This window comes from Pseudomonas salicis (genome assembly GCF_057128705.1).
The window spans coordinates 411,769-433,288 of the sequence record NZ_JBSKHU010000005.1; the positions used below are offsets into that span (position 1 = coordinate 411,769).

At 59.0% G+C, this 21,520-nt stretch carries 19 protein-coding genes; 11 read left to right on the forward strand and 8 right to left on the reverse strand.

The annotated features are described in order from the left end of the window. Nucleotides 1-87: 87 nt before the first annotated feature. Entirely contained in the window at nt 88-2,115 is a 2,028-nt protein-coding gene (locus tag ACWKWE_RS20310) for a hypothetical protein (protein ID WP_483851511.1), read from the reverse strand. Between the two features lie 524 nt (nt 2,116-2,639). On the opposite strand from ACWKWE_RS20310, the gene ACWKWE_RS20315 reads away from it, so the two are divergent. Beyond that, a complete protein-coding gene (locus ACWKWE_RS20315; protein ID WP_483851512.1) occupies nt 2,640-5,192 on the forward strand; it encodes an autotransporter outer membrane beta-barrel domain-containing protein in 2,553 nt (850 codons plus the stop codon). Nucleotides 5,193-5,496: 304 nt separating this feature from the next. Beyond that, a complete protein-coding gene (locus tag ACWKWE_RS20320) occupies nt 5,497-6,390 on the forward strand; it encodes a PA4780 family RIO1-like protein kinase (RefSeq protein WP_341960123.1) in 894 nt (297 codons plus the stop codon). 37 nt (nt 6,391-6,427) lie between these two features. Here ACWKWE_RS20320 and cueR read toward each other — a convergent pair whose 3' ends face one another. From cueR to ACWKWE_RS20335, 3 genes are all read right to left on the reverse strand, one after another. Then, entirely contained in the window at nt 6,428-6,832 is a 405-nt protein-coding gene (gene cueR, locus ACWKWE_RS20325; protein ID WP_166598361.1) for a Cu(I)-responsive transcriptional regulator, read from the reverse strand. Continuing rightward, nucleotides 6,829-9,027, reverse strand: coding sequence for a heavy metal translocating P-type ATPase (locus ACWKWE_RS20330; protein ID WP_483851513.1), 2,199 nt, complete (start codon nt 9,025-9,027; stop codon nt 6,829-6,831). The genes cueR and ACWKWE_RS20330 overlap by 4 nt, the downstream gene beginning before the upstream one ends. Nucleotides 9,028-9,129: 102 nt before the next feature. Then, complete coding sequence (locus ACWKWE_RS20335; RefSeq protein ID WP_341960113.1) at nt 9,130-9,510, reverse strand: hypothetical protein; 381 nt, start codon at nt 9,508-9,510, stop codon at nt 9,130-9,132. A 154-nt stretch (nt 9,511-9,664) separates the two neighbouring features. Here ACWKWE_RS20335 and ACWKWE_RS20340 point away from each other — a divergent pair, with 154 nt between their 5' ends. Continuing rightward, entirely contained in the window at nt 9,665-9,862 is a 198-nt protein-coding gene (locus ACWKWE_RS20340) for a heavy-metal-associated domain-containing protein (protein ID WP_483851514.1), read from the forward strand. Between the two features lie 207 nt (nt 9,863-10,069). Here the strand turns inward: ACWKWE_RS20340 and ACWKWE_RS20345 are convergent, their stop codons facing one another. After that, entirely contained in the window at nt 10,070-11,929 is a 1,860-nt protein-coding gene (locus ACWKWE_RS20345; protein WP_483851515.1) for an Lnb N-terminal periplasmic domain-containing protein, read from the reverse strand. 75 nt (nt 11,930-12,004) lie between these two features. Next, entirely contained in the window at nt 12,005-12,493 is a 489-nt protein-coding gene (locus tag ACWKWE_RS20350) for a DUF3015 domain-containing protein (protein ID WP_166598365.1), read from the reverse strand. 282 nt (nt 12,494-12,775) lie between these two features. Here ACWKWE_RS20350 and ACWKWE_RS20355 point away from each other — a divergent pair, with 282 nt between their 5' ends. From ACWKWE_RS20355 to bamJ, 5 genes are all read left to right on the forward strand, one after another. Further along, nucleotides 12,776-15,208, forward strand: a complete 2,433-nt coding sequence (locus ACWKWE_RS20355) for a Lon protease family protein (protein ID WP_483851516.1) — start codon at nt 12,776-12,778, stop codon at nt 15,206-15,208. A gap of 185 nt (nt 15,209-15,393) precedes the next feature. Next, complete coding sequence (locus tag ACWKWE_RS20360) at nt 15,394-15,726, forward strand: PA4575 family protein (RefSeq protein WP_483851633.1); 333 nt, start codon at nt 15,394-15,396, stop codon at nt 15,724-15,726. Nucleotides 15,727-15,909: 183 nt separating this feature from the next. After that, nucleotides 15,910-16,398, forward strand: a complete 489-nt coding sequence (locus ACWKWE_RS20365) for a TIGR00645 family protein (protein WP_166598367.1) — start codon at nt 15,910-15,912, stop codon at nt 16,396-16,398. Nucleotides 16,399-16,527: 129 nt separating this feature from the next. Beyond that, nucleotides 16,528-16,833, forward strand: coding sequence for a DUF6482 family protein (locus tag ACWKWE_RS20370; RefSeq protein ID WP_483851517.1), 306 nt, complete (start codon nt 16,528-16,530; stop codon nt 16,831-16,833). A 99-nt stretch (nt 16,834-16,932) separates the two neighbouring features. Beyond that, a complete protein-coding gene (gene bamJ / locus ACWKWE_RS20375) occupies nt 16,933-17,550 on the forward strand; it encodes a BamJ family beta-barrel-assembly machinery protein (protein WP_166598369.1) in 618 nt (205 codons plus the stop codon). 118 nt (nt 17,551-17,668) lie between these two features. On the opposite strand, the gene ACWKWE_RS20380 is transcribed toward bamJ, so the two are convergent. Continuing rightward, nucleotides 17,669-17,911: a PA4570 family protein gene (locus ACWKWE_RS20380; RefSeq protein ID WP_166598370.1), complete on the reverse strand. Its 243-nt coding sequence runs from the start codon at nt 17,909-17,911 to the stop codon at nt 17,669-17,671. A 281-nt stretch (nt 17,912-18,192) separates the two neighbouring features. Next, the gene (locus tag ACWKWE_RS20385; RefSeq protein WP_166598371.1) at nt 18,193-19,161 is read right to left on the reverse strand and encodes a polyprenyl synthetase family protein; all 969 of its coding nucleotides are present in this window, start codon (nt 19,159-19,161) and stop codon (nt 18,193-18,195) included. Between the two features lie 241 nt (nt 19,162-19,402). Between ACWKWE_RS20385 and rplU the strand changes: the two genes are divergently transcribed. The 3 genes from rplU to cgtA all read left to right on the forward strand — a co-directional run bounded on the left by rplU (nt 19,403) and on the right by cgtA (nt 21,496). Then, nucleotides 19,403-19,717: a 50S ribosomal protein L21 gene (gene rplU / locus ACWKWE_RS20390; RefSeq protein WP_093464734.1), complete on the forward strand. Its 315-nt coding sequence runs from the start codon at nt 19,403-19,405 to the stop codon at nt 19,715-19,717. A gap of 36 nt (nt 19,718-19,753) precedes the next feature. After that, nucleotides 19,754-20,026, forward strand: a complete 273-nt coding sequence (gene rpmA / locus ACWKWE_RS20395; protein ID WP_166598372.1) for a 50S ribosomal protein L27 — start codon at nt 19,754-19,756, stop codon at nt 20,024-20,026. Between the two features lie 246 nt (nt 20,027-20,272). Next, the gene (gene cgtA / locus ACWKWE_RS20400; RefSeq protein WP_483851518.1) at nt 20,273-21,496 is read left to right on the forward strand and encodes an Obg family GTPase CgtA; all 1,224 of its coding nucleotides are present in this window, start codon (nt 20,273-20,275) and stop codon (nt 21,494-21,496) included. Nucleotides 21,497-21,520 lie beyond the last annotated feature (24 nt).

Here is a 21,520-nt window from a genome sequence, read left to right on the forward strand (position 1 = left end):
GCCGTGAAGAGTGAATCGTGTGTATTGAAATGATGGGCGCGGGCCGGAACCGACTCCGGCCGCGCCATTCGCGATTGCACTAGCGGCCTAAGGCACGTAGCTGGAGCAATCAGGATCGTTCGGGCGTTTCACGTCGCAATACGCCGACGCTGAGTTGGATTGTGATGAACCCTTGGCGTTGGTGAACACAACGTACGCCTGCACATGGCCCCTGCTGCACACCGCGAAGTGGTACAGCGCCGAGACGTTGAAGGTGTAAGTGCCTGCGGAGATGTCTGCTGGCGTCAGGGTGTAAACCGGTTCATAAGCCGCACCGGGGACCAGCGATCCGCCTGTGAGCCTGTCATACCCGCTGAAGAACAACTGCACGGTGTCGCCAGCGGCAACGTTGGCGTAGTTGACTCGGGTGCGAACCGGGTTATAGCGGCCTCCCGTCGGGCCGATCAGTTGATCCTGCCCAATCGCGTCGTCTTCATTCAGGACAGTGAACACAGGCACAGCGATGGTCCCACTGCCGGGCAGCTCGTCCGGCCCGACGACCTTGACCCGTGCAGACGGGGCAATGGCACGGTTCCCGTTTGGCGGTGCAACGGTCAAGCGCGTGATGGTGTAGAACACCAGAATATCAATGCCCGACCCCTCTGCCTGGACTGTGGCAGTAGGAACGGTCACGACCAGGTCGATCGCATCGTCGAGGTCTTGCTGCACAATCGTGCGTGTGATGGTCGTGGTGGTTTGAGAACCCCATGTCACTTCAATTTCGTCGTCCACTTCGTAGATGTCACCACCGGCGACATCCAGCCAAGAGATGATGACGCGCGCGTCCTGATCGAAGTCTTCCGGCGGAATGACGTTGTCTTCTCCCGGCGGTGGCGGGTCTCCGGCGCTGGCGCTTCGTGCGATCAGCGGCTTCAGGTTTTCGTTGATGGGGGTCGTGGGGTCCGGGTCCGGGCCGCCGGGAATTCTCAGGTCCACCTTGACGGTGTTGATGTTGGACATCCCGACGGAAACCCCATTTCTGAATACTTCGAATGTGACATCGACGGTCCCTTGTTCGGTCTCTGCAATCACCAGACTGTAAGCGAGATCAATCGTAATGAACGGGTCATTCCCTAAATCGGCATCGGTCAGCGGGAATCTCGCTGAAGTCTGGCTGCCCCAGTGAACCATGATCTCGTCCCCGGCCTGAGCCAGATCGAATTTGGTAATGCCCACCTTTGTCCCGGAGCGCGCTTCTGCTTCATCCAGCAAACCCGAATTCGGGTCGGCGCCGAAATCCGGCTCTGCTTGGGGGACGGTGGGTGCTGGAATCACGGATGGTGTGGTATGCAACTGGATGTCAAACACCTGGCTATTTGAACCTGCGAAATTTCCAGATTTGTCCGTCACTTTATAAAAGAAAGAGGCGGGCCCGTTGCCAGCGGCTTCAAGCTCGGTCTCCAGGTAGGCGAGCCGAATAAACCCCTCGACCGGGTCTGGATCAACCGTCAGTTCATCCGAATGACAAGGTGTTGTGTTGATCCACAGCTCGATGGTGTCGCCTCTGGCGATGCCTTCATAGTGGGCCAATTGCACGGGGAGTTGGCCGTCCTGGATGTTGGCATCGACGATCAGTTTGCTTGTCTCGACTTCCGGCGGGAACGTCAGCAAGGGCAGTGCGCCACCGCCCGGCTTCTCGGTATCGACGCGCACAGTGTGCCGAAGCGTCCAGTCGCTCACGCCCCCTGGGAATGATCTGGCCCTCACCCGGATGATGTAGACGCCATGAACCAGAAGCGCCTTGGGGACATAAAGTTTGAACACGGTAGTGGTATCAGCGGCCTCTGCATCCGTTACGACGTGCCGTGTGCCGATGAGATTAGCGTCACCAGGATCGTTCGGATCATCCTCGACAAACGGCTTCCAGGCGATTTGCAGACGCATGTCTTGCTCGACACCGTTCCACCAGGGCAAATTGATTTCCAGGTCATTTTCGAGCGTCTTTATGTGCAGTAACCCGTTGTAACCCGGGATAGCTTCCGGAATTGTGAGTGATGGGGCGTTCAGGTCGTTTGCAGTAAATGGATCGATCCTGCAAGCGCCTTGCCTGAGTACACGACTTTGCAAAATGGTCATATGTATCTCCTGCTTCCATTGATTAACTGGCTGACATTCCGTTATCGCGTGAGCCACACCGTGCGTGAAATGTGCGCTTCCAGTACCTCGTGCCGAAACGTGATAGTCCGCTCCGCTAGCTGTTGGATAAGCGCGGTTCGAGACAAGCGATGTATTGAGTCAATAAGGCCGGTTGACGGGTCTACCCAAGCAGGGCATTGCATTCGGCCTTGTTGTCAGCGTAGCAGCGGGCCGACGCTGAACAGAGGGTGGGGATATGATCTTTCGCGATAACCCGGATGACTAAGATTGCGAGCCTGTTTCATTAAGTATTCGCGATAAAAGCACGGTTTGTAATCGCGAAAAAATCGATGGTTATAACTACCCGTTTATATTTCCTGCGCTTAAATAAGAAATGTCCTACAAGCATGATTTCATTGTCTTCTCATAATGTGTGCCACTTCTTAAAAGATAAGGCAGGACAGCGAATGTCTGTACATTTTCCAAAATCAACGATGGCACTCTCAATTGGTTTGGCATTATTCATGGTTCAACAGCAGGCCACGGCACGCACGCTCAATGGCTCAATTGAAACGATTGAGAGCGGCGCCCCAGTCGAAAGCTGGACCCTTCTCAATCAGGCCATACTGACCGTCAACGGCGCGACGACGGGGGGCATTAACGCGTCGAGCGGATCAGTGGTCAATCTGAATCCCAAGGCGCTGGTTCAATCGGGTGGCGTTGGCGTCGCCTTGAACCAGGCCACCGGTGTTTTCAACGGAGCGCGTATCGAGAGTACCGGCGACTTCGGCCTCTTTCTGAATACCAACCTGGCGGGCACCCGCGGCACGGTTGCCAATGTCACGGACAGCACGATCATCGGTCAGGAGCGCGGAGTCAGCGTCGCGGCAGGCGATGTCACCCTTTCGGGCAGCACCGTCCAGGGAAACAGCGCAGGCGGAACGGGGTTTCTCAATGGCGGTATCGGGATAGCGCTCTTCAACGGGAACGCCACGATCACCGATCAAAGCTCCATCACGGGTGAACAGAACGGCATTCTGGTCAGCCCTGATGCGTCACTGCCCAGCCAGCAGAGCACCATCATCGTCGACAACTCCTCGGTCACCGGGACCAACGGCAGCGCCATCATTGTCGGGTCATTCCGCAACACCCTGGCCTCGTCGGCCGATATCACCCTCCGCAATGGCTCGACGCTGAGCGGTGGCAATGGCGTGATTCTCGAAGTCGCCAACAACTCCAGCGCAACGATCCTCGTCGATGACAGCCTGCTCACCGGGGATGTGCTGATCGGCGATGGCTCGACGGGCGCGTTGACGCTGCAAAACAACGCTGGCATCACGGGGAATATCACCAATGTCGCGAACTTGAACCTCAACAACAACGCTTCGGTGACGGGAAACATTACGCGGGCCAATACGCTCAACGTTCTCAATGGGTCGCGCATCGAAGGCGATGTCAGCGACGTAACGACGCTCACTGCCAACGGGAACGTCTCAACCGCCGGGACGATCAGCCGTGTCGCCACATTCGATGCGCTGAACGGCGCCCGGATTGCCAGTGACGTTGCGGACGTCACGAATCTGAGCGTGACGGCCAATTCGTCGGCGACGGGCAACATTACCCGTGTCCAGACGTTCAACGTCGACGGCAACTCCAGCGTCTCTGGGGATGTAAGCGATGTTCAGACCTTCAATCTTTCCGGCAACTCGCAGCTCGGCGGCAAGCTTGAGAATGTCGCCCAGCTGAATTTGAACAACTCCACGTGGACCACGCCTGACGGCCAGGGTGTCAGCCACCTGAACATGAACGCAGGCACGGTGAAGCTGGGAGCAGGGGAGGGTACGTTCCAGACCCTGAATCTCGATTCGTTGTCGGGTAATGGCCGGTTCATCATGGACACCAACCTCGGCGGTCGTGAGGGCGACCTCGTCAACGTTTCCGGGCAGGCGAGCGGGGACTACGAGTTGCTGGTGAAGAACACCGGGATTGACCCGATCAAGGGCGATCCGGATCAGCAGGTTGTGCACACCGGCACCGGAAGCACGGCGGGTTTCAGTCTGGTCGGCGGCCAGGTCGACTTCGGTACGTTCGCCTACCAGCTCGAACAGCGTGAAGGCACGGATTGGTACCTGGTGCAGAAATTCGACGATGACGGCAACCCGATCGTGACGCCGGGTACCGAATCCGTGATTGGTCTGTTCAGCGCTGCCCCCACCGTCTGGTATGGCGAACTGAGCACCTTGCGCAGTCGCATGGGGGAGCTTCGCTACGGTGAGGCCCAGGGTGGCGCGTGGACGCGGGCATACGGCAACAAATACAACATGTCGGCAGCCGGCGGCACGGCGTATCAACAGAATCAGCACGGCGTTTCGTTCGGTGTCGATGCACCGTTGCCGGTTTCTAGCGGGCAGTGGCTGATTGGCCTGTTGGCGGGCTACAGCCGTTCGGACCTGGACATCGCGGCCGGCACGTCCGGGCATGTTGACAGCTACTACGTTGGCGCTTACACCACGTGGCTGTCAGACAGCGGTTATTACGTCGACGCAGTGCTCAAGGCCAACCGCTTCAAAAACTCATCTGACGTGCGCATGAGCGACGGGACCAAGACCGACGGCGACTACAACACCAATGGCATCGGGACATCGGTCGAAGTCGGCAAGCACATCAAGCTGCAAGACAATTGGTTCGTCGAGCCTTTCGGCCAGATTTCATCCCTGTGGGTGCAGGGTGAAAGCTACTCGCTGGACAACGGCATGCACGCCAGCAGCAACAAGGCGGATTCGTTTCTCGGCAAAGTCGGGACGACCGTTGGGCGTAATTTCCCGATGGAAAATGGCGGATACGTCCAGCCTTATATGAAGGTCGCCTTGGCTCACGAGTTCGCCAACGCCAATCGGGTGAAGGTGAACGACAACAGCTTCAGCAATGACCTGTCGGGCAGCCGAGGAGAAATGGGCGCCGGTGTGGCCGCTCAATTGACCGAGGTTCTGCAACTGCACGCCGACATCGATTACAGCAACGGACAAAACATCGAGCAGCCTTGGGGTGTGAACGTGGGCCTGCGCTACAGCTGGTAACGAAGACGCAAACATTTGGTGTCATGGCAGGGGTCTTCAAGGCCCCTTTTTTCTTGTTCTGGCACAACTTCCCATGACCGAATCGGTGGAGAGCGTCAGGAACCATTTTCTTGCGCCAGGATACGAAGCCTCAGGGGCGACAGTCCGACACCCGGCATGAAAGCTGCTTGCCATGATTCAGGGAACGTATGGTTGGCAATTGAATCCATGACTCAATCCACATGCCCCTACTCGCTGGCAGAGGATTGCCGTATAACGAGCAACAATCGCGTGTTTGGCAACGAAGGACCCACAATAAAAGCTGATGAAGACTCCAAAACGCATTGAACCCCTGATCGAAGACGGTCTGGTAGACGAGGTGCTGCGCCCGCTGATGAGCGGTAAAGAGGCAGCTGTTTATGTGGTGCGCTGCGGCAAAGAACTGCGCTGCGCAAAGGTTTACAAGGAGGCGAACAAACGCAGTTTCCGTCAGGCGGCGGAATATCAGGAGGGCCGCAAGGTCCGCAACAGCCGGGATGCCCGGGCGATGGCCAAGGGCTCAAAGTTCGGGCGCAAGGAAACCGAGGATGCCTGGCAGAACGCCGAAGTGGCGGCGCTGTTTCGTCTGGCGGGCGCGGGCGTCAGAGTGCCCAAGCCTTACGACTTCCTTGATGGCGTGTTGCTGATGGAGATGGTCTCGGACGAGTACGGCGATGCGGCCCCGCGTCTGAACGACGTCACCCTCGAACCCGATCAGGCCCGCGAGTATCACGCGTTCCTGATCCAACAAATCGTGCTGATGCTGTGTACCGGTCTGGTGCACGGCGACCTGTCCGAGTTCAACGTGCTGCTTTCACCGGACGGCCCGGTCATCATCGACTTGCCCCAGGCGGTGGATGCGGCGGGCAACAACCATGCGTTCAGCATGCTCGAACGCGACGTGGGCAACATGGCTTCGTACTTCGGACGTTTCGCACCGGAGCTGAAGAAAACCCGCTTTGCCAAAGAAATGTGGGCTTACTATCAGGCGGGCACTTTGTCGCCAGCGACTGTGCTGACCGGCGAGTTCGACGACCCGGACGAAGAGGCTGACGTTGGCAGCGTGCTGCGTGAAATCGAGGCGGCGCAACGTGATGAAGCACGGCGTCAGGCGGCAAGGGCGGCGGACGATGCACCACCGAACAAAGCTGAAGAACCGCCTCCGCCGTGGATGCAGTGAACGGTTGATGTGATAGCCCGACCCAGGTCGGGCTTTTTCATGCTCGGCAACACCCACCCGATTCCAGATCTTTGAGAATCGGGCAATCCGGCCGGTCATCGCCGTGGCAGTGTTTGACCAGGTCTTGCAGCGTATCGCGCAAACCCGCCAGCTCGGCGATCTTCTGATTCAGCTCGGCGATGTGCTGCCGCGCAAGGGCTTTGACATCCGCGCTGGCGCGACCCCGGTCCTGCCACAGTGTCAGCAGTTTGCCGACCTCTTCCAGCGAAAACCCCAGATCCCGCGAGCGTTTGATGAAAGCGAGGGTATGCAGGTCGTCCTTGCCGTATAACCGGTAGCCGGTGTCGGTGCGATGGGCGGCCTGTAGCAGGCCGATGGATTCGTAGTAGCGAATCATTTTGGCGCTGAGGCCGCTGCTTTTCGCGGCTTGGCCGATGTTCATGATGCGTCTCCTTCAACGTCGGGTTTCCAGGTTTTCAACAGCAGGGCGTTGCTTACGACGCTGACGCTGGACAGCGCCATGGCTGCTCCCGCCAGCACGGGATTGAGTAGGCCGAACGCCGCCAGCGGAATACCGATCAGGTTGTAAACGAAGGCCCAGAACAGGTTTTGCCGGATTTTCGCGTAGGTCTTGCGGCTGATGTCGAGCGCAGCAGGGATCAACCGAGGATCGCCGCGCATCAAGGTGATGCCCGAGGCATGCATCGCGACGTCGGTGCCGCCGCCCATGGCGATGCCGACGTCGGCCGCAGCAAGGGCAGGGGCGTCGTTGATGCCGTCGCCGACCATCGCCACGACACCCGTCTTTTTGAGTTCGATCACGGTGGCGGCTTTGTCTGCAGGCAGCACTTCGGCGTGCACGTCCGAGATGCCCAGCGCTTCAGCCACCACACGGGCGCTGCCGCGATTGTCGCCGGTCAACAAGTGGCTGCTGATGTTTCGCTTGCTTAGCGTCTTAACGGCCTGCGCGGCGCCCGGTTTGAGGGTGTCACCAAAAGCGAACAGGCCAAGCACGCGGCGTTGCGGACTCAGTTCGATGAGCCAGGACAATGTTCGACCTTCCGCTTCCCAGGCCTGAGCGGTTTCGGCGAGGACGTCGGGCGTGAGATCGCTTTCGTCCAGCAGACGCCGATTGCCCAGCGCCAGCTCACGACCTTGCAAGGTGCCTGCGATGCCGCGCCCGGCGAGGGAGCGGCTTTGGGTGATGTCTTCCAACGTCAGGCCCTGTTCGCGTGCGGCGTCCAGAACGGCATTGGCCAGCGGATGCTCGCTTCCTCGCTGGAGCGCACCGGCCTGCTGCAGCAATGCGTTCACGTCGCCATCAACGGCGATCATGTGGGCAATGCGCGGTGTGCCGGAGGTTAGCGTTCCGGTCTTGTCGAACACGACGGCAGTCACTTCATGAGCGCGCTCCAGCGCTTCGGCGTCCTTGATCAAAATGCCGTGGCGCGCCGCGACGCCGGTGCCCGCCATGATCGCAGTGGGTGTCGCCAGGCCCAGGGCGCACGGGCAGGCGATGACCAGCACGGCGACCGCGTTGATGAGCGCCGTTTCCGTGGCGGTACCTGTCAGCAGCCAGCCAATCAGGGTCGCAAGCGCCAAGAGTAGGACGACAGGCACGAACACCTGACTCACCTTGTCGACCAGCTTTTGAATGGGCGCTTTGGCGGACTGCGCGTCTTCGACAAGCCGAATGATGCGTGCAAGAACGGTTTCGGCCCCCAGCGCCTGAGTGCTGACCAGCAGGCGGCCTTCGCCATTGATCGCGCCGCCGGTGACCCTGTCGCCGGGCTGTTTGGCGATAGGCAGGCTTTCACCGCTGATCAGCGCTTCGTCTGCATGGCTTTGGCCTTCGACGACTTCGCCGTCCACCGGGAAGCGCTCGCCGGGTTTGACGAGCACGAGATCGCCGATTTTTAACGCGCTGATCGCGACTTCGGCTTCTTGCCCGTCGACCACCCGAACCGCGCGTTCAGGCCGCAGCGCTTCGAGCGCCCGAATCGCGCTGGCGGTCTGGCGCTTGGCGCTGCTTTCCAGGTATTTGCCCAGCAAAACTAGGGCGATGACCACCGCCGAAGCTTCGAAATACAGGTGCGGCATGGCACCGGCTGGCGTGACAAGCCACTGATAAACGCTCAGTCCGTAACCTGCGCTGGTGCCCAGCGCGACCAGCAGGTCCATGTTCCCCGCCATCGCCCGCACAGCCTTGAATGCCGCAATATAGAAGCGCGCGCCAAGGAAGAATTGCACAGGGGTGGCCAGCAGAAGCTGGACCCAGGCGGGGAGCATCCAATGCACGCCAAATGGCTGCAGCAGCATCGGAAGCACCAGCGGCAGAGCGAGCACGATGGCCAGAATCAGGTGCCAGCGTTCGCTGTCATGACGTTTCAGCTGATCGGCTTGCTGAACACCACGATCCTGCTCAAGGCTGGCGCCATAACCGGCTTTGTCCACCGCCGCGATGAGGTTCGCAGGGTCGATCTTGTCGAGGACTTCGACGTGGGCGCGCTCGTTGGCGAGGTTGACGGTGGCGCTCTTCACGCCAGGGACTTTGCGCAACGCCCGCTCGACACGTCCCGCGCAGCTGGCGCAGGTCATGCCGGTGATGGGCAGGTCGAACGTATCGGGACTGGACATCCTGAGGACTCCTTGAAGGCGATTGCCGACAAGGATCAACCTTGCCACGTGGGCAAGGTCAAGTCTCGATTTTTGAGCGAAGGAGGGTGTGCTTTTTCAGGCTTAGTAATTCAACTCGGCGCGCTTGAGGTACATCCCGTTCGGCCCTGACGCGATACGGTACTTCAGAACGTCGCCAGCGTTGATGTGCAGGGCGGTGTTGTTCTGCGCTTCAATGCCGGGTGAGCAACCGGGCATCTGGCCGGGCAGCACACGCAGGCGCACAGAGATGTTACCGGCGGGCAGGTTGAACGAGCGGGACTCTTCCTGGAACAGGCGGCCGACGAGTTGATCCTGCATGTAGATGCCAATTTCACAGGACGTGGCGACTTCCAGCCGTTCGCGGGAAATGATGAGCACGCCATAATCTTCGTCCGCCTGAGCCCAGGATGCGGAGGCCAGCAGACCAATGAAACCTGCGATGCGAAAGGCAGACCCGCCCATGGCCGATTCTCCTGATGTACGTTGATGAAACACTTTGGCTCAGAGCACGACCGAATACCAGCCCGGCAGATTCAATCAAAACTTGACCTTGCCCCGATGGGAAGGTCGAACATGCCGACATTCATTGCTTTTCACTCAACCGAGGAGTCACGACATGCAAACCTTCAACGTTCAAGGCATGACCTGCGGCCACTGCGTGCGCGCCGTCACCAGCGCGATCAAAGGCGAAGATCCGAGTGCCGACGTGCAGATCGACCTGGCCAAAGGTGAGGTGGTCGTGCAAAGCCAACTGCCGGCCGATCAGATCATCGGGTTGATTGTGGAGGAGGGGTATACCGCGAAGGTGGCGTGAGTGCTGAGTCCCCGCAGGTGGCCCCAGTCAGACTCACGCGTCGGGGCGCCATCGGGCTTCTGTGGGAGCGAATTCATTCGCGAAAAAGGGGCAGTCGATAGAGATGTGTCGGATGTAATGATGCTTCGCGAATGAATTCGCTCCCACAGGGCGCTTGTACGCGGGCATCTACCTGTAACCGCACGGCCAGGTCGTGCGGTTATCAGATCAATAGTGATACCACTTCAACTCCAGCATCACTTCATTCACCGGCGACGTCAGCTCGCTGAACTCGCGCTGGGCGCTCAACCGCAAGCCCAGGTTTCGGGACAATTCCCACTGTTGGTTCAGACTGATCGTGCGTCGCACTTCGCCGTTGGTGAAGTAATCGCCCTTGCCCTCAAGGCTCAAATTGCCCAGCGGATTGCGCCACAGCACCCCGCTGTCAAAGCCCGCAGCAGGCGAAACGAACGCGTCAAAATCATTGTTGTGCTCGACGCGCACCGTGCCCAGCGCAAAGCCCAGCACGTCATCCCCCAGCTTCCATGTCCCGCCCGCGCCACCGTTCACGTGACTCACCAGATTTTCGTCGCCATGCTTGCCCAACACGCGCTCCAGACCGCCCGCGACCTGCCACGACCAAGGCTGCAACAGCTCGTTGCGCGGCGTGAGTGAGCGAATGGTCGCGAGGTCCAGTTGCTGCACCTGCCACTTATTGTTTTCGTACTGGCGCAGCTTCAACTGAAGAATCTCGATCTGCGCGCCGAGCGGGAAGCCGTAAGCGTTGTCGTTCAGGTCGTGATAGGCCATGCGCAACCCATATTCCGCGAAAGCCTTGTCGTCCCGCGTACCTGCGCCTAACTGCCAGGTGCGCGATTCGTGGCCGTCTTCAGGCAAACCCGGACGCTCGATATCAAGCGCAGGCGGCGGGTTGGTGCTGATTGCCCGCAGCAGGTCGTAGCTGCGTTGCGACCTTGCAGAGTCGCGCTCCTCGCCGTTAGCGCGGTAACGCTCCAGTCGATAGGCTGCGTCCTGAATCAACGCCCGGCGCTCTTTTGGCACCGCGAGGTATTCCGCCGTCTGCATTTGCTTCTGGTCGGCGCTCACCTTCAGCACCCACTGTTTCTCATCGTGATTCAACGGTTCGGCGCGGCTCAGCAGTTCGCGCTCCTTGGAGGGGCGATAGTCGATTTTTTCGACCAGACCGGCTTCTTTAACAGCCCGCACAGTGTCGGTGGGAATGGCCGTGAGCTGAAATTGCGGCGTCAGGTTCAGGCTCGGGCGCGCGACCTGCAACAGCTCCAGCAGCCGGTACGAACAGTTTTCATCGAAGAAGAAATAGCCGAAGCGAATCTGTTTGAGTTCCCACACGTGCTCGACCATGCGCCGCGTTTCTTCCGGCGTCAGGTTCAGGCGGTATTCCCACAGGTCGCGGTTTTCGAGACTACGGTACTCGGAGAGTTTTTCCTGATACGGCACTAGCGCGAACAGGCCGGGGTAGCCGCCCATCAGGCCTTTCCAGGCGTAGAGAATGCTGTTGTCGGAGCCTTCGATGTAGGCGCCGAAGTTGATAGCGTAACTGAGCAGGGCAGTCTTGTTCGCCTGCACATTGGCCTGGTCGATACGCAGCAGCGTGTGGCCGAACATCGACGACGGGCTGTTGAGGTATGCGGCGGGGAAGATCATGACCGTGCTGTCCGGCGCCACATCGGAGAACCACTTGTTGAACGCTTTGCAGTCCACGGCGGGCAGGTCAGTGAGCTTCAGCTCGTCCCGCAGAAAACGCGTGCGCGAGGGATAGACGCATTGCGGGTGCAGGTCTTCCTTGCCTTGCACGACCGGGCGATAGATCGCTTCGAGGGTCGCGGCCAGTTCGGCTTTCGGGTCATGGGCACCATGGGTGGCCAGGAAGAATTTGGGGTCATCGACATAACTGCGCCAGCCACCCAGCTTGCCGGATTCATAGTGGCCGATCGCGATCCAGAACCTGGAATCGGCGAGGTGCTGCAAACGTTCGTTATCGACGTGAGGCGCGGCGGACAGCGGGGCGCAGACACAGAGCACCAGCCAGGCAAGGCGTTTGAGCATAGAGTGGCAACTAATCAAAAAGAGGCGGAAGGCGTTAAAAGCCTGCCTCCCGACGGGGAGGCAGGTGGCACGACTTTAGGCTTGGGTTGCGTATTTGGCCAGAGTCGGATCGTTCTTCAGGACGTCGATGGTGTTGGTGTGCACGTCTTCAGCGGTGGCGTCGGCCTTGTTGAAGATTTGGGTGTAGTGCTCGTGGGTGACGGCGGCGAAATGCGCACGGTCTTCCGGTGCAACGCCCAGCACGACCGCGTAGGTGGTCAGTGCTTCGCCTTGGCCCATCGCCATGTCTTTGGAGAGCTCGTCCATCATGCCGTTCATGGCAAACCAGGATTTGCCGCCGTACGTCAGCGCGCTGTTGGTGGAGCAGCCGTTGGTGCCCGAGGTCATGCCGAAGGTGGCGTTACCAGAGGTGCCGTTGGTGGTGGAAGCCAGGAAGTGGGCCGGGGTGCCGCGTTGCCCTTCGAACAGCATGTTGCCCCAGCCGCAATCTGGGCCACCAGGAGCTTGAGCCATGGCGTTCAGGGATGCAGCGGCGAGGAGAGTACCAAGAAGAATCCGTTTCATAGCGTTAGTCTCTGTTGTTTCAACCAAGGGTCGGAGTCCTGACCGATACGGGCGTCAGGTCGGGCCGGCTATTCGATTTGTTACCGACCGCGCAGCTTGGAGTTTAGGCACGATATGAACGTTCCGTGGTTTATTGCAGTTTGTTGTCTGTAGCCCCCGGCCTTTGGGGCTTGTAGGTCGCTTCCTCAACAAGAAAACGATTGCGCGAGTTCTTGCCTTGCCAGTCTGGTGCGGCGAGCGCCAGAATGCCCCCATCTGCCCCGCCTGATGTAAGGATGTCCGATGCCCGATTCTGTAGCTGCCAGCCTGCGACTTGCGCCCGAGGCGCTGACCCGCCCCTTTTCCGCTGAACAGTTCAGCTTCACGACAACCAACGATCTGGAACCCTTTCGCGGCGTACTCGGCCAGGAGCGAGCAGTCGAGGCCTTGCAATTCGGGGTCGCCATGCCGCGCCCCGGCTACAACGTATTCGTCATGGGTGAGCCCGGCACCGGCCGCTTCTCATTCGTCAAGCGCTACCTCAAGGCCGAGGGCAAGCGCATGCAGACCCCGTCGGACTGGGTCTACGTCAACAACTTCGACGAGCCGCGCGAGCCTCGCGCCGTGGAGTTGCCACCGGGCAGCGCCAGTTCGTTCATCGCCGACATAAACGGACTGATCGACAACTTGCTGTCGACTTTTCCTGCAGTCTTTGAGCATCCGTCCTACCAGCAGAAGAAAAGCGCCATCGACCGTGCCTTCAATCAGCGCTACGACAAGGCACTGGACGTGATCGAGCGCTTGGCGCTGGAAAAGGACATCGCCCTGTATCGCGACAGCACCAACATCGCCTTCACGCCCATGCTGGAAGGCAAGGCATTGGACGAGGCCGAGTTTTCACAATTGCCGGAAGCCGAGCGCGAGCGTTTTCACACCGATATTTCGGCGCTGGAAGAACGTTTGAATGAAGAGCTCGCCAGCCTGCCGCAGTGGAAGCGCGAGTCCAACAACCAGATGCGTCAGCTAAATGAAGAGACGATCATTCTGGCCCTGCAACCGCTGCTGGCGCCGCTCTCGGAGCAGTACGCCGAGAATGCCGCCGTTTGCGCGTACCTGCAGGCTGTGCAGGTCAACCTGCTGAAAACAGTGGTCGAGCAACTGGTCGACGACAGCAAGACCGACGCTCAGGCGCGCAAGCTGCTGGAAGAGCAATACTGCCCGAGCCTGGTGGTCGGTCATTCAGCCAGCGGCGGGGCGCCTGTGGTGTTCGAGCCGCACCCGACCTACGACAACCTGTTCGGGCGTATCGAATACAGCACCGACCAAGGCGCGCTGTACACCACCTACCGCCAACTGCGTCCGGGGGCTTTTCACCGGGCCAATGGCGGTTTCCTGATTCTCGAAGCCGAGAAGATGCTCAGCGAGCCGTTCGTGTGGGATGCCCTCAAACGCTCGCTGCAATCGCGCAAGCTCAAGATGGAGTCACCGCTGGGCGAGCTGGGACGTATCGCGACCGTGACCCTGACGCCGCAGACCATTCCGTTGCAGGTCAAAGTCATCATCATCGGCGCCCGCTCAGTGTATTACACGCTGCAAGACCTCGATCCGGACTTCCAGGAGATGTTCCGGGTGCTGGTGGATTTCGACGAAGACATCCCGATGGTCGACGAAAGCCTGGAGCAGTTCGCGCAGTTGCTGAAAACGCGCACCTCGGAAGAAGGCATGGCGCCGTTGACCGCCGATGCCGTGGCGCGTCTGGCGACCTACAGCGCTCGGCTGGCGGAGCATCAGGGGCGTTTGTCGGCGCGTATCGGTGATCTGTTTCAGTTGGTCAGCGAGGCGGATTTCATTCGCAGCCTGGCCAACGACGAGCGCACGGATGCGGGCCATATCGAGCGCGCACTCAAGGCCAAAGCCACACGCACCGGTCGCGTCTCGGCACGGATTCTCGACGACATGCTTGCCGGGATCATCCTGATCGACACCACAGGCGCAGCGGTCGGCAAATGCAACGGGTTGACCGTACTGGAAGTCGGCGACTCGGCCTTCGGTGTGCCAGCGCGTATTTCCGCGACGGTCTATCCGGGCGGCAGCGGCATCGTCGACATCGAGCGTGAGGTCAACCTCGGTCAGCCGATTCACTCCAAGGGTGTGATGATTCTCACCGGGTATCTGGGCAGCCGTTATGCGCAGGAATTCCCGCTGGCGATTTCCGCGAGCATCGCCCTCGAACAGTCCTACGGTTACGTGGATGGCGACAGCGCTTCGCTGGGCGAGGTCTGCACGCTGATCTCGGCGTTGTCGAAAACGCCGCTCAAGCAATGTTTCGCGATTACCGGCTCCATCAACCAATTCGGTGAAGTGCAGGCCGTGGGTGGCGTCAACGAGAAGATCGAAGGCTTTTTCCGACTCTGTGAAGCCCGGGGTCTGACAGGCGATCAAGGCGCAATCATCCCGCAGGCCAACGTCGCCACGCTGATGCTCGACGAGCGTGTGCTGCAAGCCGTGCGTGCGGGGCAGTTCCATGTCTATGCCGTGCGTCAGGTGGACGAGGCGCTGAGCCTGCTTGTCGGAGAAGAGGTGGGCGAGGCGGATGAAGAGGGGCAGTTCCCGGAAAATTCGGTCAATGGCCGGGTGGTGGATCGTCTGCGCGATATCGCAGAAATGCTCAGCGAAGAAGACCTGAAAGAGCTCGAAAAAGAGGCGCCACAATTACAACCCGAACTGAAAAGTTGACGGTTTGACGTCAATGAAACAGGGCGTTTGATGGCAAAATGACCATTCGGCGCCCTTTTTGTTTTTACGCTTTTCCTGTGGGGTATTTCTTCGATATTGTCGTGTTGCAGCAGTTGTCAAAGGGACTGACGCGTTTCCTTCGCTGTTCCAAGGGAATGAATACTGCAATCAATGAGGAGCTCGCCATGCCGCGCAGCCTCTGTCTTACTCGCCAATGTCTGGGTCTTGAGACCCGTATCGAATGTATGGTTCGCCCTCTGTCCGGCGATAACGGTATGTGGACTTTGCTGTTCGCCGCCGGGATGTCCGGAGAACAACCTTCCGCGTTAAAGGCTCAGGGCCCGTTTCATGGCCCGGTCGCCGCCGAGTCCGTATTGGACGCGATTGCCGAAAGCCTGACCCTTCATGGTTATCAGACTGCGGAAGAAATACCGATCTGGAGTCTTCATCTGCAGGGTGAGTTACGACGGATCAACGGTGACACTGCTCACGGTCAGCGAACCTCTCCGGTCAACTGACACGCTCTGACACATCGACGAACGCCCCGTGGTATGCCTGATCATCAGGGTTGTAGCGTGGAGTTCGCCGATGGCTATTGGCGCAAGCTCACTCCAGTTAATTGTTTCATTTCTTGTCCTCAACGCTTGTGTCGACAAACCTTGACCCTATACTCGCGGGCTTTCAATTACCTGTGAGCTTCAATGGAACGGTTTATCGAAAATGCCATGTACGCGTCGCGCTGGTTGTTGGCGCCGATCTACTTTGGCCTGTCTCTGGGACTTTTGGCGCTGGCGCTCAAGTTCTTTCAGGAAATCTTTCACGTCATCCCCAATGTGTTTTCCCTGGCAGAGTCCGACCTGATTCTGGTGCTGCTGTCGCTGATCGACATGGCGCTGGTGGGCGGTCTGCTGGTCATGGTGATGATCTCGGGTTACGAGAACTTCGTGTCCCAGCTCGACATCGACGAAGACAAGGAAAAGCTCAACTGGCTCGGCAAAATGGACTCGTCTTCCCTGAAGATGAAAGTCGCCGCGTCCATCGTCGCGATCTCTTCCATTCATCTGCTGCGGGTGTTCATGGACGCCAAAAACATCGAAACCCAATACCTGATGTGGTACGTGATCATTCACATGACCTTCGTGGTATCGGCGTTTGCGATGGGCTATCTGGACAAGCTGACCAAGCACTGATCCCAGGCCGCTGGCATTTTCAACTGAACAGAAAATGACCAGCGGCGCCTTCTGTTCCTTGTACTTCAGCCAGACTGGGCAAGACTTCTTTTTCGCTCACTCAACGCCTGCATCAACGAGGACTCTCTCATGAATCTTCAGGAACTCACGGCTCACGCCAGTGCCGGCCACATCGACGAACTCAACCTTATCTCCATGGAAGGCGGCATTTACCTGCTCGAAGCGCGCATGCACGGCGCTGCGCATCCGCTGAACGATGCCCAGGGAAAAACTCTGCACCTGCGCTCGGTCGAACACGCGAGGGACGTGCTGCAACCGGTCTCGCGTATGCCATTCAATCTGGTGCACGCCGTGGTTCACGACGAGATGTGTGGCATCCGCGACACCGAGGAACAGGTCGTGCGCGTTCCCATCTCTATTCGCTCGGCCTGGTAGCCGCGGGTTGGCTGCCTAGGGTGCGGAGGGCAGATGTGCTAGGCTGCTCGGCCTTTTAGTTCAGGGCGCCTGCGGGCGTTCATCAAGCGGAGCAGCAGCATGTCCGAAGTCAATCTGTCCACCGACGAAACCCGCGTCAGCTACGGCATTGGCCGCCAACTGGGCGACCAACTGCGTGACAACCCGCCACCGGGCGTCAATCTGGACGCCATCCTGGCCGGTCTGACCGATGCGTTCGCTGGTCAGCCAAGCCGTGTCAGCCAGGAAGAAATGGCGGCCAGCTTCAAAGTCATTCGTGAAATCATGCAAGCTGAAGCCGCCGCCAAAGCCGAAGCCGCTGCAGGCGCTGGCAAGGAATACCTGGCCGAAAACGCCAAGCGTGAAGGCGTCACGACGTTGGATTCCGGTTTGCAGTTCGAAGTGATCACCCAAGGCGATGGCGCTCAGCCAACCCGCGAAAGCAACGTGCGTACTCATTACCACGGCATGCTGATCGACGGCACCGTCTTCGACAGCTCCTACGATCGTGGCGAGCCGGCCGAATTCCCGGTTGGCGGCGTAATCGCTGGCTGGACCGAAGCCCTTCAATTGATGAAAGCCGGCAGCAAATGGCGCCTGCACGTGCCGAGCGAACTGGCTTACGGCGCTCAAGGCGTTGGCAGCATCCCGCCGCACAGCGTGCTGGTGTTCGACGTCGAACTGCTCGACGTCCTCTAAAACAGCGGCAAGCTGCAAGTGCTGAGCTTCACGTTAAAAGCAGTGCGTCGTTGACTGGCCCTGATCGTACAGTCGACGACGAAGAGCTTGCGGCTTGTCGCTTGCCACTTGCAGCTGATCAATGAAGTTCGCACGCCGGGCGCAACGCTCGTGCATAGCAGAACAGGAACAGGCTGCGCACCATCTCCTTTTGAATCCCCGGTTCGCATGAGCTGAGGCTGTTCACGTCCAGATCTCCTTGATCTCGCAATTCATCCAGCGCGTCTTCTTCCAGCACGGCGCACACCTCCCCGGTTTCGCGATGCAGGATACGCAGGTAAGGGTGTGGCCGATCCAGCCATGCGTCGATCAGATAGGTCATGTTCGTTCTCCTTGAAATGATTCAATGAGAATAATTCCTATCTGAAGAATAGCAAGGATCTATTTGAGATTAATTCGCATTTTGGTGGCGGGTGGATTCAGGGCATTCTTTCCGGCGAGCGGGAAACCTGTAGGGGTGAGCTTGCTCGCGCTGGCGCTGAGTCCGTTGATGAATACGTGATTGGCATTCCCTATCGCGAGCAAGCTCACTCCTGCAGGGATCTCTACCGGGCATGAAAAAGCCCGTCACGAGGACGGGCTTCTGGTGAGGCGGTGCGCGCGTCAGTGCGTGCGGGCGACGGCGAATTCGCTCAGTTCGATCAGCGCATCGCGGTACTCGCTGGCAGGCAGCACATCCAGGCAGGCGATAGCGCGAGCCACATAGTCACGGGCCAATTGTGCCGTGTAGTCCAGCGAGCCGGATTGCTCGACCGCTTCACGGATGGCATCCAGGTCTTCCAGGCCGCCTTTCTGAATCGCCTTGCGCACCAATGCTGCTTGCTCAGGCGTGCCTTCGCGCATGGTGTAGATCAGGGGCAGGGTCGGTTTGCCTTCTGCCAGGTCGTCACCAATGTTCTTGCCCATGGTCTCGGCGTCGCCGCGGTAGTCGAGCAGGTCGTCGACCAACTGGAACGCGATGCCCAGATGGTCGCCGAACGTGCGTAACGCTTCACTCTGGTCATGGTTTGCATTGGCCAGGGCGGCGGCGCTGTGGGTCGAGGCTTCGAACAGCATGGCCGTCTTGCCGCGAATCACTTCCATGTAGGTTTCTTCGGTGGTGCTGGCGTCCCGAACCTTGGACAGTTGCAGCACTTCGCCTTCCGCAATGACGCGAGTGGCTTTCGAAAGGATCTTCATGACCGGCATCGAACCCAGCTCGACCATCATTTCGAACGAGCGGGAATAAAGGAAGTCGCCGACCAGAACGCTGGGTGCGTTGCCCCACATGGCGTTGGCAGTCGAACGGCCACGGCGCATACCGGACATGTCAACGACATCGTCGTGCAACAGGGTCGCGGTGTGCAGGAATTCGATGGTGGCCGCCAGCAGGCGCAGGTTGTCGCCACCGCTGCCGAGTGCCTTGCCGCACAGGAGCACCAACAACGGACGCAGACGTTTGCCGCCAGCTGAGGTAATGTAGTCGCCGATTTTCGAGACCAGCGGCACGCGCGATGTCAGCTGCTTCTTGATAATGTGGTCGACGGCTGTAAAGTCGTCCGCCACAGCGCGGTAGAAGGCTTGGGGTTGCATCAGCGAGACGTGCTCCAGAAGGGTTGCGCGGCATGCTAGGTCGCAGGCCCCACCCTGTCAAGGCGTGACGTAACGCCGCTTGCAAGGCGTTCGCGGCTTGCGTACAATCGCGCACCCTAACTTTCCTGGGCAGCACCTGCCTTACGCAATTGCATGACGAGCCTTTCCAGCCCCATGCAGCCATGCCAGCCGATACTCTTCTTATAAAGCGCTGGGTGAGCAGGATTTTCGGAGAAATACCATGTCGTACGCAGTAATCGTTACCGGTGGCAAGCAGTACAAAGTCGCCCCAGGTGAATACCTGAAAATTGAAAAGCTGGAAGTCGCTACTGGCGAAACCGTGACCTTCGACCGCGTTCTGCTGGTTGCCAACGGTGACGACGTCAATATCGGTGCTCCAGTTGTTGCCGGTGCTACCGTTGTGGCTGAAGTGATCTCCCAAGGTCGTCACGATAAAGTCCGCATCATCAAGTTCCGTCGCCGTAAGCACCACATGAAGCGTATGGGCCACCGCCAGTGGTTCACCGAGATCAAAATCACCGGTATCCAGGCCTGAATTTCAGCCTGATACCCTAATAGGAGTATTGAACTCATGGCACACAAAAAAGCTGGTGGTAGTACCCGTAACGGTCGCGACTCAGAAGCCAAACGTCTTGGCGTCAAGATGTACGGTGGCCAGGTAATCATTCCGGGTAACATCATCGTGCGTCAGCGCGGCACCCAATTCCACGCTGGTTACGGCGTTGGCATGGGCAAAGATCACACTCTGTTCGCTAAAGTCGAAGGCGTGATCAAGTTCGAAGTCAAAGGCGCCTTCGGTCGTCGCTATGTAAGCATCGTGCCTAAGGCTCAAGCCGCGGCATAATCTTGCAGTCTCGGGTGGTTCGGGTGCGTTCTCGCGCTCTCGCCGTCCGAGCAAAAAAGCCCTGTCGATGACAGGGCTTTTTCGTTTGTAGAAGCTTTGGTTTTTGGTGAGTCTCTTGCAAAGCTGTTTGTGTGGGCCGTTGTGGTGTGAAGTCGCTGGTTTTTGATCGGTATCGCAACGCTCATCTTTGCAAGAGCCTTATGAATTTATGTTGTTTGCTCGTCTTTGTGACGGGAGGCGTGCGTTATGAAATTTGTTGATGAAGTATCCATTCGGGTGAAGGCCGGTGACGGCGGCAACGGTTGCATGAGCTTCCGTCGCGAAAAATTCATCGAAAACGGTGGTCCCAACGGTGGTGATGGCGGTGATGGCGGCTCGATCTACATGATCGCCGACGAAAACCTCAACACCCTGGTCGACTATCGCTACACCCGTCATTTCGATGCCGAGCGTGGTTCGAATGGCGGCAGCACGGATTGCACCGGCCGCAAGGGTGAAGATCTGGTCCTGCGCGTCCCGGTCGGCACCACTGTGATCGACGCCAGCACCCAGGAAATCATCGGTGACCTGACCAAGGCCGGTCAGCGCCTGTTAGTGGCTCATGGCGGCTGGCACGGTCTGGGCAACACCCGCTTCAAATCCAGTACCAACCGTGCACCGCGTCAAACGACGCCGGGCAAGCCGGGTGAGCAGCGTGACCTGAAGCTGGAAATGAAAGTGCTGGCGGACGTCGGTCTGCTGGGCTTGCCGAACGCGGGCAAGAGCACCTTCATTCGCTCGGTGTCGGCCGCCAAGCCGAAAGTCGCCGATTACCCCTTCACCACGCTGGTGCCGAACCTGGGCGTGGTCAGTGTTGACCGCTGGAAGAGCTTCGTCGTCGCCGACATCCCGGGCCTGATCGAAGGCGCATCCGATGGCGCGGGGCTTGGCATTCGCTTCCTCAAGCACTTGGCGCGTACTCGCCTGCTGCTGCACCTCGTCGACATGGCGCCGCTGGATGAAAGTGATCCTGCCGACGCGGCGGAAGTGATCGTCAACGAACTGGTCAAGTTCAGCCCGGCGCTGTCGGATCGCGATCGCTGGCTGGTGCTGAACAAGTGCGACATGCTGTCGGAAGATCAGCATGAAGCGGTCAAGGTGCAGATTGTCGAGCGTCTGAACTGGACCGGCCCGGTGTACATGATCGCGGCCATTGCCAAGCAGGGCACTGAGCGTCTGAGCCACGACATCATGCGTTATCTGGAGGATCGTGCTGATCGTCTGGCCAATGACCCGGCCTATGCCGAAGAGCTGGCTGAGCTGGATCAGCGCATTGAAGACGAGGCCCGCGCACAGTTGCAGGCGCTGGACGACAAGCGTGCACTGCGCCGCAGTGGCGTCAAGAGCGTGCATGACATGGGCGATGATGATTGGGATGAAGATTTCGAGGACGATGAAGACGGTCCGGAAATCATTTACGTCCGTGAGTGATCGACTGAAGTAAACTACAACGCC